This window comes from Pseudomonas sp. 2725 (genome assembly GCF_050434585.1).
GTDB classification, from domain to species: domain Bacteria; phylum Pseudomonadota; class Gammaproteobacteria; order Pseudomonadales; family Pseudomonadaceae; genus Aquipseudomonas; species Aquipseudomonas jessenii.
This window is the reverse complement of record NZ_JBNDIV010000013.1, coordinates 1-14,593: the sequence shown is the minus strand read 5'-3', so window position 1 is coordinate 14,593 and position 14,593 is coordinate 1. Positions and strand designations below refer to the sequence as shown.

The 14,593-nt window shown below is 60.9% G+C and carries 11 protein-coding genes and 1 pseudogene; 6 read left to right on the top strand and 6 right to left on the bottom strand.

Annotated elements, in window-relative coordinates:
• Nucleotides 1-195 precede the first annotated feature (195 nt).
• Nucleotides 196-1,161, top strand: coding sequence for an alpha/beta hydrolase (locus tag ABIE16_RS27455; protein ID WP_429522332.1), 966 nt, complete (start codon nt 196-198; stop codon nt 1,159-1,161).
• A 147-nt stretch (nt 1,162-1,308) separates the two neighbouring features.
• On the opposite strand, the gene ABIE16_RS27450 is transcribed toward ABIE16_RS27455, so the two are convergent.
• A complete protein-coding gene (locus ABIE16_RS27450; RefSeq protein ID WP_429522331.1) occupies nt 1,309-1,668 on the bottom strand; it encodes a DUF6124 family protein in 360 nt (119 codons plus the stop codon).
• Between the two features lie 536 nt (nt 1,669-2,204).
• Between ABIE16_RS27450 and relB the strand changes: the two are divergent.
• From relB to ABIE16_RS27430, 4 genes and pseudogenes are all read left to right on the top strand, one after another.
• Nucleotides 2,205-2,393: pseudogene (gene relB, locus ABIE16_RS27445) on the top strand (type II toxin-antitoxin system RelB family antitoxin); the annotation flags it as partial.
• Nucleotides 2,394-2,449: 56 nt separating this feature from the next.
• Complete coding sequence (locus ABIE16_RS27440) at nt 2,450-2,899, top strand: hypothetical protein (protein WP_429522330.1); 450 nt, start codon at nt 2,450-2,452, stop codon at nt 2,897-2,899.
• Nucleotides 2,900-3,105: 206 nt separating this feature from the next.
• The gene (locus tag ABIE16_RS27435; RefSeq protein WP_057713941.1) at nt 3,106-3,642 is read left to right on the top strand and encodes a glyoxalase superfamily protein; all 537 of its coding nucleotides are present in this window, start codon (nt 3,106-3,108) and stop codon (nt 3,640-3,642) included.
• 66 nt (nt 3,643-3,708) lie between these two features.
• Nucleotides 3,709-4,224 (top strand): PaaI family thioesterase, encoded by a 516-nt coding sequence (locus ABIE16_RS27430; RefSeq protein ID WP_340316049.1) that lies wholly within the window; start codon nt 3,709-3,711, stop codon nt 4,222-4,224.
• A gap of 270 nt (nt 4,225-4,494) precedes the next feature.
• Here ABIE16_RS27430 and ABIE16_RS27425 read toward each other — a convergent pair whose 3' ends face one another.
• The 5 genes from ABIE16_RS27425 to pvdM all read right to left on the bottom strand — a co-directional run bounded on the left by ABIE16_RS27425 (nt 4,495) and on the right by pvdM (nt 12,461).
• A complete protein-coding gene (locus ABIE16_RS27425; RefSeq protein ID WP_154861479.1) occupies nt 4,495-6,912 on the bottom strand; it encodes a TonB-dependent siderophore receptor in 2,418 nt (805 codons plus the stop codon).
• Between the two features lie 126 nt (nt 6,913-7,038).
• Nucleotides 7,039-8,688, bottom strand: a complete 1,650-nt coding sequence (locus tag ABIE16_RS27420; RefSeq protein WP_429522329.1) for a cyclic peptide export ABC transporter — start codon at nt 8,686-8,688, stop codon at nt 7,039-7,041.
• A gap of 195 nt (nt 8,689-8,883) precedes the next feature.
• On the bottom strand, nt 8,884-9,771 hold the full coding sequence (locus tag ABIE16_RS27415; protein WP_429522328.1) for a formylglycine-generating enzyme family protein: 888 nt from the start codon (nt 9,769-9,771) through the stop codon (nt 8,884-8,886).
• Nucleotides 9,772-9,800: 29 nt separating this feature from the next.
• Complete coding sequence (locus ABIE16_RS27410; protein WP_429522327.1) at nt 9,801-11,081, bottom strand: aminotransferase class V-fold PLP-dependent enzyme; 1,281 nt, start codon at nt 11,079-11,081, stop codon at nt 9,801-9,803.
• Between the two features lie 30 nt (nt 11,082-11,111).
• Nucleotides 11,112-12,461: a pyoverdine-tailoring dipeptidase-like protein PvdM gene (gene pvdM / locus ABIE16_RS27405; RefSeq protein WP_429522326.1), complete on the bottom strand. Its 1,350-nt coding sequence runs from the start codon at nt 12,459-12,461 to the stop codon at nt 11,112-11,114.
• Between the two features lie 252 nt (nt 12,462-12,713).
• Between pvdM and ABIE16_RS27400 the strand changes: the two genes are divergently transcribed.
• Nucleotides 12,714-14,333 (top strand): PvdJ/PvdD/PvdP-like protein, encoded by a 1,620-nt coding sequence (locus tag ABIE16_RS27400; protein ID WP_340316042.1) that lies wholly within the window; start codon nt 12,714-12,716, stop codon nt 14,331-14,333.
• Nucleotides 14,334-14,593 lie beyond the last annotated feature (260 nt).

Here is a 14,593-nt window from a genome sequence, read left to right as displayed (position 1 = left end):
TCGCAAACCCGAACAACGCGGTATGTCTGACTAATCTCAAACGCTGGTTCTGGGGCCGCTTCGCGACCCAACGGGGGCAAGCCCCCTCGCCACAGGTTTTCGTTCGGCATGGGAGGGTCTTCATTGAGCCCTAATGAACATCCCGCCCGGTTCGTTTACCAGGGCAAGCCTGTTTATTTTTGGAGACTACCGCCCATGGCACTGCACCCGGACATCGAAGGGTTTCTAGAACTGGCCGAGTTCGGCCGCCTCAGCGGCAAAAGCCAACCCATGCATGAGCTGAACCCGAGCGAAGCGCGGCAGCAATTCGAACAGACTTCGCAGTTGCTCGATGCGGCGCCAACGGGGGCGTTGACGGTGACGGAGGTCAGCATTGCTGCACGGGATGGGCATGTGCTCAATGCGCGGCTGTACGCCAAACCACAACCGGACAACGAGCCGCGCCCGGTGCTGTTGTATTTCCATGGCGGCGGTTACGTGGTGGGCAGCCTCGATTCCCACGACACCCTGTGCCGGCGCCTGGCGCTGGCGGGGGAGTTTGCCGTGTTGTCGGCGGATTATCGACTGGCGCCTGAGCACCGTTTTCCCACTGCATACAACGATGCCGAAGAAATCACCCGTTGGCTGGCCATTACCGGTGCCAAAGCATTGGGCCTGGACGCGAGACGGATCGCACTGGCCGGGGACAGCGTCGGCGGCAGCCTGGTGGCCTCGTTGTGCATCGCCATTGCCCAGGATCCATTGGGCTGGCCGCTTGTGCCTCGTCTGCAAGTGCTGCTGTACCCGGTGATCGACGCGGTAAAAAAACGCCCGTCCCTCGAGCGATTCGCCGAAGGCTATCTGCTGGAAGCCACCACGCTGGAATGGTTCTACCAGCAATACCAACGCAGTGAAGCGGATCGTGCCGACTGGCGTTTTTCACCGTTGTACGCCGAGTGCGTGCAACGGCTGACGCCGACGGTGTTGTGGCTGGCCGAATACGACCCGTTGCTCGATGAAGGCCTGGCCTGGGCTGAGAAACTGCGTACTGCGGGGCAACCCCTGGTGTTGGAGGTCAAGGCCGGCATGACCCACGACTTTGCGCGCATGGGCGAGATGGTCCAGGAGGTGCCGGGGATGCTGGTGCAACTGGCGGCGCAGATCAGCGAGAGTCTGGCCTGACGTATGGTGTAGTGATCAGCGACGCCGTCCCCCTGTGGGAGCGAGCTTGCTCGCGATAACGGCAGCACATTCAACATTGATGTGTCTGACACACCGCCATCGCGAGCAAGCTCGCTCCCACAGTTTGTTTTGCGCTGACTCGGATAACTAAGGCGGATCAAGCCGATCCAGCGCCCGATTGACCGCCAGTTCCCCCAACATGATCACCTGCGCAATCCCCAACAGCGCATTGCGGCTTGTCCCTTTCAGATGATCCACCAGATCGTTGGCCATGACATTGGCCGACGCCAGCGACTCGCTGGCATGCACCAGAAGGGTTTCGGTACTGAGTTCGGGATTGACGATGAACATCGTGCTGGGTGTGCGCGGGGTGGCCATGATGTTGGTGCCGGGGTTGAGGTGGTGATCGAGCGCGCGCTCGGCGGCTTGGTGGAATTGCTTTGAATCGGGGCTTTCGTACGGGGAGGCCGGATCGGATTCCGGCGGGTTTGGAGTTACCTTGAACATAGATACTTACCTTTAAGTAGGGCAGCACCAGTTCGCTACTAAACGAAAGGGTGGCAGCTGTGCGCAAGTTAGTAGACCGGCAAGGTGAGGAACCGGCGCGCCCGGGGGCGCCATGCGCACAGCCACCATCAAACACAGGCAGATGCCTGACTGATGATACTCATGCGACCGTTCTAACCTTGGCCGGGCTACTAAACCCGATCACCGACAATCAGTGACCCGAATCAAGTTACCGACGACCCCCAAGGCGCACAAGCCGGCGGATTCTGGCGTACCTGTAGGCAACGACGCAAGGCGTTGTGGCTTTCACGAAGTAACCTGTAGGCCAATTAAACAAACACTGTCGAGTGGCATTTAACCCGCTGTTTTGCCTTGTCAGAGAGCGTTGAAAACCTCGGAATCGGCCGGAAGAATCCTACGAAAGTTTGCGGTTGGCCGTCGGAAGTCTGGTGTTTACGATCTATCGCGCAATGAACAGCTGGACCGGCAAATGACAGACCACCTTGCCAGCGACGACAGCGATCCCGGAGGTCAATGTGAGCACCGAGCTTTCCACCACCACCCCAAAGTTCGAAACTGACGAACATGCCGCCAGCTATGACTGCTGGTTCCGCTCCAAGGTGCAGGCTTCGCTTAAAAGCCCGTACCCGAACGTCCCGCATGATCAGGTAATGGTTGATATGCGAGCTCTTCTCGAATCAAAGTCTAATGGACGCGGTAGCGGACCACGCAGAATCAAGCCCATCGGCCTTCTGAAAAAAAAACCAAGGACGACTCATTGATGGAACTTAAAAAAAACCTCATCAGTTGCCTGATATTCCCTATCGCCCCTGTGGCCGTCATTTTCCTGACCTCCGCCCTGTGCAGGGAAATCTGGACAGAAAACTTCTACACACCCGGTGAGGACGGTGGAGAAGTCGAGCCCACGCTGGCGCTCTTTATCATTCCACTCCTGCTGGTGATTGCCGCGCCGTTGCTGGCTGGGCTGACAGCGTTGACTCGATGGGTGGCGCGGCGTTTTGAACCCGGGGCCTGGTGGCGGTGGTTGATGGCGATTCCACGCGTCGTCCTGGCAGCCATTGCGTTGTTTCTGTTTCTGCTTTCGACCGGTTTCCTGATGGGAGATGTGCTCGGTCCCTTCAGGTATTGGCAGGTGGCTTGCGCATGGGCAGCCAGCGCGGTGACCTCCGGGGCATTTGTGGTTCAGCAACTTTCACGTCTAAAGGAGTAGTCCTCAGGCCTCGGACAGGGTTCTGCCGAGCCATCTTCCGCATTCCGTATCGGCTATGTATTATCGACCTCGGCCCGATGCTGCCCGCCGCTCGCTCCCGTTGGGAAAGGTGAAAGCGTCTCCTCCTTCTACAAACCCTGTCGCCTCTCTTGACGGTCGAGGTTTGGCAACGCGAGCACCAAAGCATCTCGGCTACAGGAGCAGTCATGTTTTCAATCGAGCAAGCCAAGCAAATGGCCAGACAGTTGCGCGCCTCGCTGGAGGAACGCAATCAAGTGGTGACCCATTCCACTGCGCTGGAACTGGTCGCCCAGCAACTGGGCTACAAGGACTGGAACACCGCGTCAGCGTTGCTTGCCCAGGCAAACACCCCGTCCACGCCTGCTGCAACGTTCGACAAACCTATTCCAATCTTACGGATGTTCGACGAAGCCAAGGCGCGTGAGTTCTATCTGGATTTCCTGGGCTTTAGCGTCGAGTTCGAGCATCGTTTCGAGGCGGATTTGCCGCTGTACCTGGGCATCAGTCGCGACGGGCTGCAACTGCATCTTTCCGAGCACCACGGCGATGCCAGCCCGGGCTCGACGGTGTTCGTGCCCATGCACAACATCGAACTGCTCAGGGACGAATTGCAGGGCAAGCGCTACGGATACGGACGCCCGGATATTGTTCAGCAGGGCTGGGGCAAGGAGCTGCAAGTCTACGACCCGTTCGGCAACCGGATTCGCTTCTGCCAGTATTGATCAGACGGTGCGGACCAGGGCGACCTGGTCCGTTTTGAACCACCCGGTATTAAGGATGGACACGGTATGACCACGCAGGACATTTCGCTTCAAGACATCGCCGCGCCTGAAGGCGTTTGTTATGGCTGCGGCAGCCAAAACCCACACGGGCTGCACATCAAGAGCTTCTGGCATGAAGACGGGGTGCATGTCATGGCGCAGCACATGCCGGATGACAAGTATTGCGGCTGGCCGGGCCTGGTTTACGGCGGTTTGATCGCGATGCTGGTCGATTGCCACTCCAACTGGGCAGCGATGGCTTATCACTACCGGGCAGAACAGCGCGAGGTGGGCAGCTTGCCCCACATCACCTGCGTCACCGGTAACCTGGGCATCAAGTACATCAAGCCCACCCCGATGGGTGTCCCCCTGACACTGCGTGCAAAAGTCGAGGGCGAGGTCGGGCGCAAAAGTCGGGTTATTTGCGAGGTCTTCGCCGGGGATGTCCTGACCGCTGTCGGGGACTCCACATTTGTCCGCGTCGATACCGAGCAACTCAGGGCCGCCGCGCAAGCAGAAAACGGAACCGGGCCACTAATGTAGGAGCGAGCTCGCTCGCGATGGACTCATAGGCGCAGCGTTTAACCAGTAAACACGCGTAATCGTTAACGACCATCGCGAGCAGGCTCGCTCCTACAGGTGGAAGCAGGCAGCCATCAGGGGCGCCGCGCAAGCAGAAAACGGAACCGGGCCACTGTAGGAGCGAGCTTGCTCGCGATGGACTCACAGGCGCAGCGTTCAACCAGTGAACACGCGTTATCGTTAACGACCATCGCGAGCGAGCTCGCTCCTACAGGTGGAGGCACTCAGCCATCAGTACTGCGCGCGCAGGCTCAGGGTCAGGGTGCGAGGGTCGCCGTAGAAGTTGGTGCCCCAGGAGGCATCGACGCGGTCGTAGTACTTGCGGTCGAACAGGTTGTTGGCGGTCAGTGTCGACGACAGGTGTTCGTTGAACTTGTAGCCGACTTGCGCTGAGGTAACAGCATAGCCGCCTTGATGGAACTTCACGTCACGCTGGTAGTAGGTGTCGCTGACCACACGCACGCCACCGCCGACGCTGAAGTCCTTGAGCGGGCCGTCGGTGAACTCGTACTTGGTCCACAGGTTGAAGTTGTGCTTGGGCGTGATGGTGCTGAAGGTCTTGCCTTTGTTGGCCTGGTCGCCGTCCAGGAACTTGGTGGAGGTGTAGGCGTAACCGGTGACGATGCTCCAGTTGTCGGTCAGGTTGCCGCTCAGCTCGGTTTCCCACCCCTCGCTGCGTGCCTTGCCTTCGGTCATGTAGGCACCGGAGGTGTTGTCGTATTCGGCGCGGTTTTCATCGTAGATGCGAAAGGCGGCGATGCTGGCGTTCAGGCGACCGTCGTAGAATTCGCGCTTGAGGCCGATTTCGTATTGTTTGCCTTCGCGCGGGCCGACCGGCTCGCCGTTTGTGCCGATTTCGCTCTGCGGTTTGAACACGCCGGTGTAGCTGAAGTAGGTCGACAGTTCAGGGGTGATCTTGCCGATGATGGCGCCGTATGGCACGACCTTGCGGTTGATGCTGGTGTGGGCTTCGCCGAAGTTGTTGAAGAAGGCGTTGGCGTTCTTCGCATCGCTTTCGTACCAGGTCACGCGGCTGCCGCCGATGACATCGAGCCAGTCGGTGACGTTGAACTTGGCGCGGGTGTAGACGCCGTACTGATCGGACTTGGACCAGTTGCCGTTGACGTGCGCATAGTCGTTGCGGGGAATGTCGATGCTGCCCGGATTCCACACGTTGATCGGGAAGTACTCGCCGCCGCCGTAGGTGAAATCCTTGTCCAGGTGCTGGTACTCGGCACCCACGGTGAACTCGTGTCGGCGATCGGCGAACTCGAACGGCGTGGTGACAAAGCTGTCGACGCCGACGGTCTTGATGTGGGTGTAGTAGTCGTAGGCCACGGCCCAGCTGTCACCGGTGGCCGGGTCGACCGCGCCGTCGGCCCAGGTGAAGTTACGCTCCGGGGTTTCGGCATCGCGGTAGGTCAGGGTGGTCTTGAACTGACCGCCGTTGTCCAGTTCGTGGTCGAGCTCGGCGAAGGATTCCCAGACTTTTTCGTTGAGGGTGTTCCACTTGGCATCGACGAAGGTCGAGCGCGGCACGTCGAGCAATGAGCCGTCGGCGTAGGCCGGCAGGCCGAAGGCCGGGGTGGAGTTGTTCTTCTGGTAAGCGCCGCCGATCGACAGGGTGGTGGCCGGGTCGAGGTCGAATTCCAGGCGACCGTAGACCATCGGGCGTTCGTTCTGCGCGTAGTCGACGAAAGACTGGTTGTTCTCGTAGGCGGTGATGAAACGACCGCGCACGGTGCCCTGTTCGTTCAACGGGCCGGTGACATCCACCGAAGAACGGTAGCGATCGTAAGAGCCGGCAGCCAGCTCGCCACCGAGGGCGAACTTGCTCAGGGCGCGCTTGCGCACCACGTTGATCGTACCGCCGGGTTCGCCCGCGCCCTGGTACAGGCCCGACGGGCCGCGCAGCACTTCGATGCGGTCGTACATCGCCAGGTCAAAACTGGTGGCCATGTCGCCCTGGCCGGTGGGCTGCGAGACGCCGTCGACCTGCACCTGGTCGACGAGGAAGCCACGCATGTAGACGTCATTGAGGCTGGAGCCGGAGTTGTAGGTCTTGATGGTCACGCCGGTGACCTGACGCATGGCGTCCTGCAGGCTGTTCAGGTTCTGGTCGTCCATGCGCTGGCGCGTGACGACGGACACCGACTGCGGGATGTCCTTGAGCTTGATGTTGCCTTTGCCGATGGTGACTTCATTGGTGGTGTAGGAGTGCGAGCCTTCGGTTGTCGGCCCCAGCGCCACGCCGGTGATTGACGTCGCACCCAGTTGCAATGCACTGGAGTCACCGGCCGATGGCACCAGCGACACGGTGTTGCCATTCAACTGAAAATTGATGCCGCTCCCCAGCAGCAAGGTTTTCAGTGCCTGTTCCGGTTCCATGTTGCCGGACACCGCCGTGGACTTGATGCCGTTGACCATGTCCTGGCTGTAGAGAATCTGCAGGTTGGTCTGCTGGCCCAGTTGGCGCAATGCACTGGCCAGCGACTGAGCCGGTACATTGACGTTCACCGGGGCTGCTTCGACCTGGGACGTACCCAGCAGCAACAGGGTCAGCAGCGCGCCCGGCACGACCGTTCGGAATTTCTTTTGCCGTTCGATGGCTAACGCCAAGGGTGCGCGGGACAGAGTAAGGCTTTGCATTGCTCGAATCGCTCCAGAATAGTGTGTGCAGTTTTTTAGTTAATGATAATTATTATTAGACGGACCACTTTGGCTAAACCGGAAAACAAACTTCAAAAAACAAGGATTTGCGTGCGGCCACGGCGCTTAGGCGGTTGCGCGCTCGGTGACGACCCGGCCCGATTCCATGCGCACCAGTTGATCGGCCATATCGAAATAACGGTCGTCGTGGGAGATGACGATGATGGTTTTGCCCAGGCGTTTGAGGTCCGGCAGCAGCTCGGTGTAGAAGATGCGGCGGAAGGTCGGGTCCTGGTCGGCGGCCCATTCGTCGAACACCAGCACCGGACGTTCTTCCAGCCACGCATTGACCAGCGCCAGGCGCTTGCGCTGGCCGGTGGACAGGTCGGTGGTGGTGAAGCTGCCGTTCCTGACGCTGACCTTGTGCGCGATCTCCAGCCGTTGCAGGTAGGCGTTGGCATCTTCGGGGATGTGCTGGTCGCCCTGGACCACGTCATCGAACAGGTAGTAATCGGCAAAAATCGTGGTGAACAATTGGCGATAGTCGTCGCGATTGTGCGCATCGATGCCCTGGCCGTTGAGCTGGATCGAACCCTGTTGCGGCGCGTAGAGGCCCAGCAGCAACTTGATCAGGGTGGTCTTGCCGCAGCCGTTTTCGCCGACGATGAAAATGATGTCGCCTTGCTCGATGGTCAGGTTCACCGGGCCCAGGCGAAACGCGTCACTGCCCGGTGCGGCGGGGAAGGCGTAGCTGACGTTGTTCAGTTGCAGGCGGTCGACCACGGTTGGCCGGATGCCGTTGTCGTTGAGCAACAGGTGCGGCTCGGGCGAGGAAAACTGGCTCGACAGCTCGGCGATGCGGCGGAAGGCAATCCGCGCCCGGCTCACGATCGGCAAGGTGCTGACCAGATGCTCGATCGGGCCTTTCATGTACAGCAGCACCAGCACGAAACCGCTCATCACCGCTTGGTCGGCGCTCGGCCAGAACGATTGCAGCGCCAGCGCCAGGCCGATGACCACGAAGAACAGCATCGAGCCCAGCGTCTTGGCGATCACGAAGGTGTTGATCGAACGCACCTGGGTGTTACAGATGAAATCGGCGGTGCCCTGGATGCCCTTGACGAACATGCGCTGGCGGCGCGGGCGGTGGATGCGCAATTCCTTGGCACCGCCGGCAATGGCGTTGTAGTGCTTTTGCAAATCGTCTTCGGCATCGCGGGCGGCCATGAAACCCTGGATGCCCTTGCCCTGCGCATAGAACTGGATGCCGGTGCCGATGGCAATTGCCAGCACCATCATCAGGAACATCGGCCACGACAACATCGCCAGGTAACCCATGCAGCCAAGGGTCACGGTCAGGGAAATCGCCAGCGGCGCGAAGGCGAAGGCGAAGTCGCTGATGGTGTCGACGTCGTGGGTCAGCACTGGGATCAGCCGGTGGCTGCGATAGCGCTCGATCTGCTCGATGGGGGCCGAAAGGACTTTCTCCCCCAGCGTTTTGCGCAGCCTGGCAATGATGTGCTGGCCAACATAGTTGGTGCCGATGTCGGAGCAGATCGAACTACCCAGAGCCAGCAGGCACAGGCCGCCGAACAGCGCGACCACGCCTTGGGTCAGGCCGTGCGGCGAATGCAGCGCGTTGTTGATGGTGGCCAGCAACACCGTCACGCTCAGGCCACCCACCATGCCCAGGAAAATGGACGCGGCGACGATCAGTCGAAACGGTTTCAACAGGGCCAGTAATTCGCCGATGGCGCCTCGGGTAGGCTGGGTCATGGCAGACAGTTCCTTGGGTCGTAAGGCAGATACCCAGTAGAACGTCTGGTGAAGGGCTTAATTTAAACGGTGGGAGACAGGTGGTGCCAAACCTGTGGGAGCGGGCTTGCTCGCGAAAGCGGTGGATCAGAAAAGTTGATGTTGGCTGACACGACGCCTTCGCGAGCAAGCCCGCTCCCACAAGGGCAAGGGGGGTCAGAGAGTGCGTACGACGCGAAAACCGATCCAGTCGCCACGGGTTTGCGGGTCGATGTCATTGCGGTTGCCCGAGCGGGAAAACACCGGTGCTTCGCCCCAGTCGTTGCCACGGATGCGCAGCGTGTCGCAGTTCGGTTCGGTCCAGGCGCTGCCATCGGTGGGAGCGCCGACGTAGTCCGGGTGGTAGCAGTCGGCGATCCACTCGTAGACGTTACCGTGCATGTCGTACATGCCGAAGGCGTTGGGCGGGTAGCTGCCGACCGGTGAACTGTAGCTGTAGCCATCGGTGGGGCCGTAGGTATTGGCGTGGGTGGCGATGCTGTACTCGGTGCCGGGGTCGAACGGGAAGGGGAAGGGGCCCGTTGCCCCTGCGCGGGCGGCGTATTCGCGCTGGGCCTCGCTGACGATGTGGTAGTGCTGGCCGGTCTTCATCGACAGCCAGGCGACGTAGGCACTGACCTCGGCGAAGTTCATGCACACCGCCGGCTGGCGCGGGCTCTGTGGATAACGTGGCTTGCTGTTGATGCACTCGCGGCCGGGGCGGGTGTCGCCATCGGGCAGTGTGATCCCGGTTTCCTTCATGTATTGGTTCCATTCGCCGGCAGTGATCTGGTATCGGCTCATGGCGAACGGTTTGTCGAATGTCACCTCATGCATCGGGCCTTCATCCGGCTCGCGGCCAACTTCGTCTTCCGGGGTGCCCATGGTGAACGTGCCGGCGGGCAGCACGACCATTTCCGGACAGTTGCGGCAATCCTTGAAGACCTTGCCCGGCAGCGGCGCCGTGTATGCTTGGGCGAGGCTCGGTACGGCACTGCCGAGCAATGCCAGCAGCATCAGGGCGCCCAGGCCTTTGGAACGCCCCCTGTTCAGGGTGTTTTTCATAAGGGTTCTCGCTAAAGGGAATCGGCGGTTCAGAGCTTGCTGGCCATCAGTTCCATCAACTTGTCGACGTGCGCTTGGGTATTGAGCAGCCCCGGCGACACACGAATGATCGGCCCGACATCACGGTCCACGGCGTCACACACCACGCGCTGATCCATCAGGAAGTTGGCGACTTCGTCGCAGTCCTGGTTCTTGATGCGGAAGAAGGTGAAGCCGGCGGAATACTCCGGCGACAGCGGCGTGACCAGCTCCACCGACGGGTGTGCCTGCAAGCGTTTCTTCAGGTAGCTGTTGATGTCGTGAATGCGCGTCGCGACCTCGGCCTTGCCCAGCTCCAGGTGCAATTTGAAAGCTTCGGTCAGTGCCCAGCGGTGTTCGAACGAGTGGTAGCCGCCGTAGGTCATCACGGTGGAAAACTGGGTGGCTTCAGAGAAGGTCGGGATGGTCGGGGTCACGTCCTTGAGCTCGTCGGAGCGGGCGCAGATGATCCCGGTGCCCCGTGGGCCGAACATCCATTTGTGGGTGCCGGCAATGAAGAAATCGCAGTGCATGTCCGGGAAGTCGACGTTCTCCACGCCGAAGCCGTGTACGCCATCGATCACGTAGAGGATGCGGTCCTTGTCGGCGCGGCCACGGTTTTTCTCCTCCACCAGTTTGCCGATCTCGCCGATGGGCAGCTTCACGCCGCTGCCGGAATGCACCCAGGTCATGCCCAGTACACGGGTTTCGGGGCGAATGTTGCGTTCAATCGCGGCCAGCACTTCGGCGGTCGAGACTTTGTACGGGTCTTCGAACAATTTGATCTTGCGAACCTGGGTGCCGTCCTTTTGGGTGCGGTATTCGAACACGCTGTTGGCGGCGTAGTGCTCGTGTTCGCTGGTGAGGATCTCCTGGTCCGGGCGCACGTGGATACCGGCGTAGATCATCGCCAGGCCTTCGGTGGTGCTGCCGGTCAGGGCGATCTGCGACGGCTTGGCCTTCAAGTAGCGACCGGCCCACACGCGCACCTCTTCTTCGCGGCGTTCGGTTTCGCCGCGATGCCAGTCCATGGCCAGGCCCGGGTTGCGATCGAGATTGGCGCGATGCATCTCGATGGCTTCACGCACAGGCAGCGGGTGCGAGGTCACCAGGAAGTTGGCGAAGTGCAGGTAGTTCGGGTCCTGCGTGAACAGTTGGCGCAACTGGTCCCATTTGTCCTTGGGCAGTGGCGCGGGGCTGGCGGCGTGTGCTGGCAGGCTCACGGCGGAGGCCAGGGGAATGCCGGCCGCCAGAATGCCGGCCTGCTTGAGGAATGAACGACGGTTGATCATGGATTCGGTTCGCTTTGGCAAAAGGAAAAATCAGTTTTTTACGACAGGCCGGGAAGACTTCTGCACCTGGTCCCAGACCCGCAGGAAGTTGCCGCCCCAGAGCTTGGCGATGTCGGCGTCGCTGTAGCCGCGGCTGATCAGTTCGGCGGTCACGTTGCGGGCCTCGCTGACGTCTTTCCAACCGTCCAGGCCGCCGCCGTCGTTGAAGTCGGAACTGATGCCGACGTGGTCGATGCCGATTTTTTTCACTGTGTAGTCGATTGCATCGCCGTAATCCTTGAGGGTGGCCTTGGGTTCTTCATCGAGGATCGAATAGAGCTGGCTGGCGTACTCGCCGAAACGCTGCTCGGGCCAGACGGTGATCACCGGGTCGCCGGGCATCAATGCCATCTCCAGACCTTGCAGCGGTTGCAGGTCAAAACGGGCGCGCAGGGCGTTGAGTTTGTCCTGGGTGGCCTGGCTCAGCGGGCGGATATAGGTGGGGAAACCGACGACCTGCACTACGCCGCCGCTGTGCTTGATCAATTGCATTTCCGTGTCGCTGAGGTTGCGCGGGATGTCCACCAGGGCGCGCGGTGCCGAGTGGGAGGCGACCATCGGCGTGCGGCTCAGTTGCGCCACTTGCTCCAGGGCCTTGGTCGACATCTGCGACACATCGATGATCACGCCCAGGTCGTTGAGGCGATGCACCGCTTGCTTGCCGATGTCCGACAGCCCGCCCAAGGCATCCCGGGAATCGTTGAAGAACGGCAGCGGCCGCGACGAGTCGGCCCAGGCGTTGTTGCCCACGTAGCTGAAGCCGAACATGCGCATGCCGCGCGCAGCCCACTTGTCCAGCGCATTGAGGTCATTGCCCAGCGGGTAGGCGTTGAGCATGCTGATGAACACCGCGAACTTGCCTTCGCCGTGCAGGCGGCGCAAGTCGTCGGGGGTGTAGGCGATGGCTACTTGATTGGGGAAGTCACGCACCATCGCGCTGATGATCTTGTAGCGGGTTTCCTGCTCAAAGCGGGCTTCGTCGACGAAGCCGGCGGTAGGGCGATGGGGCGCGTTAGGGCCGTTCCAGATTTCCGGCCAGCCGAAAATCGTCAGGGCTGCACCGGACAAGCGCCCGCGCCCGGTCTTGACCAGGTCGAACTGGCCTTCACCATCCTTGTCGACTTCGTTGCCGGCGGTGCCGAAGTCCATGGGCACGGTGATGTGGCTGTCGAACGAGAGGATGCGTTCCTGCAGTTGCTCGGCCTGTTTCATCACCTTGACCGGGTAGCCGGGGTTGTCCCTGAACCAGTGATCCCAGGCCGCGAAGCCTGCACCCGCGCTGATCGCCAGGGCCAGCGGCAGGCCGATGAAAAGAGCCTTTTTCGAACGTGGTTTTGTCATTGCCGTCTCAGTCAGGTTCGCCGCCCCGGATCAGGCGCAGGGGCCTTTGCTATCTGGGGGGAACGAGTGGCTGACCGGAAAATTTAGCGCGGCTGATGGCCTCATCGCGAGCAAGCTCGCTCCCACAGGGATCTTCAGTGCGACATAGATCCAATGTGGGAGCGAGCTTGCTCGCGATGCTCTTAAATTCTGCGCTGCAACAAACGTTCTAGCTTGGATAAAGCCTGCTCCATGGCTGACACAGGTAGGGCAATGACGATTTCTCGACGATGGTTCCTCGCGGGTCTGGCGCTGACCGGTGCCGCCGTGCCGGCGGTGTATTACGGGCATCGCGAACTGACCAGGCCGGATCCGACGATCACCCCTGGCGAAGCTTCGTTCGAGGTGGCGGATGTTGCCGGCCAACGCTTGGCGGATACCTTGCGCGGGGTCTGGCAGATTCGTTTCGAAGGTCGTGACGCCGGTATCGAAGGTTTGCCCCTCGAAGGCCTGGAAGTGTTCCTCGACATCGGCCACAAGGGGCGCGGTGTCAGTGGTTATCTCGACACCGCCGAGCGTTTGCGCTCCACCGAAGCGCCCCGTTACCGGGTGCTCGGCGATCTGTCCGGGACCAACCCGAAGCAGCTGGGTTGGCGTCTGCTGGGCGCCAGCGGCTGTTGCGATTACGAGTTCGACATGACCCTGGACGAGGTCTGGGCCGGTTTCGGTAATGCTGGCAGCGGCAGTCTCAGTGGACGTGTGCTGGACCTGAATCGGCCACTGATGCTGACCGCCCAGGACAATCGCTTCATCGCCGTCAAACGGGTGTTCCCTGAAGCTCGCGAGCGCGCCGGCCTCAATCCGACCCTGCTCGCCTGGCTGGTATCGCCGGAGCACCGGTTGTTCCACCAGCTCTGGCATGCCTCCCGGGACAAGTGGCACAAGCTGTCCGAAGACCAGCGCGGCGCCTTGCGCGGGCTCGGCTGGCAACCCGGACCGCGGGACCAGGAGCGCGATGCCCGAGGTGTGCGCAAGGATCGCAACGGTTCTGGCGTGGACTTTTTCTTCATGCACAGGCACATGCTCGGCACCGCGCGTTCGATGCAGGACCTGCCGTCCTGGACGCACTTCCCGTTGCCGCAACCGGAGCTGGCGCGGGACCGGCTCGGCTTTGCGCGTTACTTCGACAATCACGACGGCACCGCGCTGCCGCCGACCTGGCTGGCCGAGGACGATGACGAGTACACGCAATGGGTCAGCGACATCAAGACCGGCGAGACGTATCACAGCAATTTCCAGGTCTGGGAATCCCGCTACCGCGATCCGCGCTACCTGTCGACGCTGACCCTCGGCCAGTTCGGCTCGGAGGTCGAACTGGGCCTGCACGACTGGCTGCACATGCGCTGGGCTTCGGTGCCGCGTGATCCGTCCAACGGTCAGCCAGTGCCGTTCGCCCGGGATCCGGCGGACTTTTCCGCACGCTGGTTTGCACCGGAAAACGATTTTCTCGGCGACCCGTTTTCTTCCCATGTCAGCCCGGTGTTCTGGCATTTCCACGGCTGGATCGACGATCGCCTGGAGGACTGGTTTCGCGCCCACGAGCGTTTTCATCCGGGGCAGGTCAGTCGGCTGCAGGTCAACGGCGTGCAATGGTTCGCGCCGGGACGCTGGGTCGAGATCGACGACCCGTGGCTCGGCCCGAGTACCCACGGTTGCAGCACCACACCGGGGTTGCAGGCCGGCAAGTCAGTGGAAATGGACCCGGAAACCATGAAGCTGGCGTTGCGCATTACCTTTGGCGAGGACGAGACGAAACTGAAGGATTTGTTCCGCAAAGTGCCCCAGCGGCCGTGGTATGCGCGCAATCTGAAGGCTAAACAAAGCCAGGCTTGATACCGCGTTATCGTTCAATCGCGAGCAAGCTCGCTCCCACATTTGAACCTGGTCGTACACAGACTTTGTGTTCACTGACGATCCACTGTGGGAGTGAGCTTGCTCGCGAAGGCGTCCTGTCAGGCAATGTTGATGTTGGATGTGCCGGCCCCTTCGCGGGCAAGCTGAACTGGCCTAATAATTCCGGACACCTCTTAAGGGCGATATGATTTCGCCAACTTGGAGGTTCCATGAACGAAAGAAAGGTCTATACACGCGAG

Excerpts from the sequence above, each read along its gene's own strand:
- ABIE16_RS27455 (WP_429522332.1), top strand. The coding sequence starts at position 196 with ATGGCACTGCACCCGGACATCGAAGGGTTTCTAGAACTGGCCGAGTTC.
- ABIE16_RS27450 (WP_429522331.1), bottom strand. The coding sequence starts at position 1,668 with ATGTTCAAGGTAACTCCAAACCCGCCGGAATCCGATCCGGCCTCCCCG.
- ABIE16_RS27440 (WP_429522330.1), top strand. The coding sequence starts at position 2,450 with ATGGAACTTAAAAAAAACCTCATCAGTTGCCTGATATTCCCTATCGCC.
- ABIE16_RS27435 (WP_057713941.1), top strand. The coding sequence starts at position 3,106 with ATGTTTTCAATCGAGCAAGCCAAGCAAATGGCCAGACAGTTGCGCGCC.
- ABIE16_RS27430 (WP_340316049.1), top strand. The coding sequence starts at position 3,709 with ATGACCACGCAGGACATTTCGCTTCAAGACATCGCCGCGCCTGAAGGC.
- ABIE16_RS27425 (WP_154861479.1), bottom strand. The coding sequence starts at position 6,912 with ATGCAAAGCCTTACTCTGTCCCGCGCACCCTTGGCGTTAGCCATCGAA.
- ABIE16_RS27420 (WP_429522329.1), bottom strand. The coding sequence starts at position 8,688 with ATGACCCAGCCTACCCGAGGCGCCATCGGCGAATTACTGGCCCTGTTG.
- ABIE16_RS27415 (WP_429522328.1), bottom strand. The coding sequence starts at position 9,771 with ATGAAAAACACCCTGAACAGGGGGCGTTCCAAAGGCCTGGGCGCCCTG.
- ABIE16_RS27410 (WP_429522327.1), bottom strand. The coding sequence starts at position 11,081 with ATGATCAACCGTCGTTCATTCCTCAAGCAGGCCGGCATTCTGGCGGCC.
- pvdM (WP_429522326.1), bottom strand. The coding sequence starts at position 12,461 with ATGACAAAACCACGTTCGAAAAAGGCTCTTTTCATCGGCCTGCCGCTG.
- ABIE16_RS27400 (WP_340316042.1), top strand. The coding sequence starts at position 12,714 with ATGACGATTTCTCGACGATGGTTCCTCGCGGGTCTGGCGCTGACCGGT.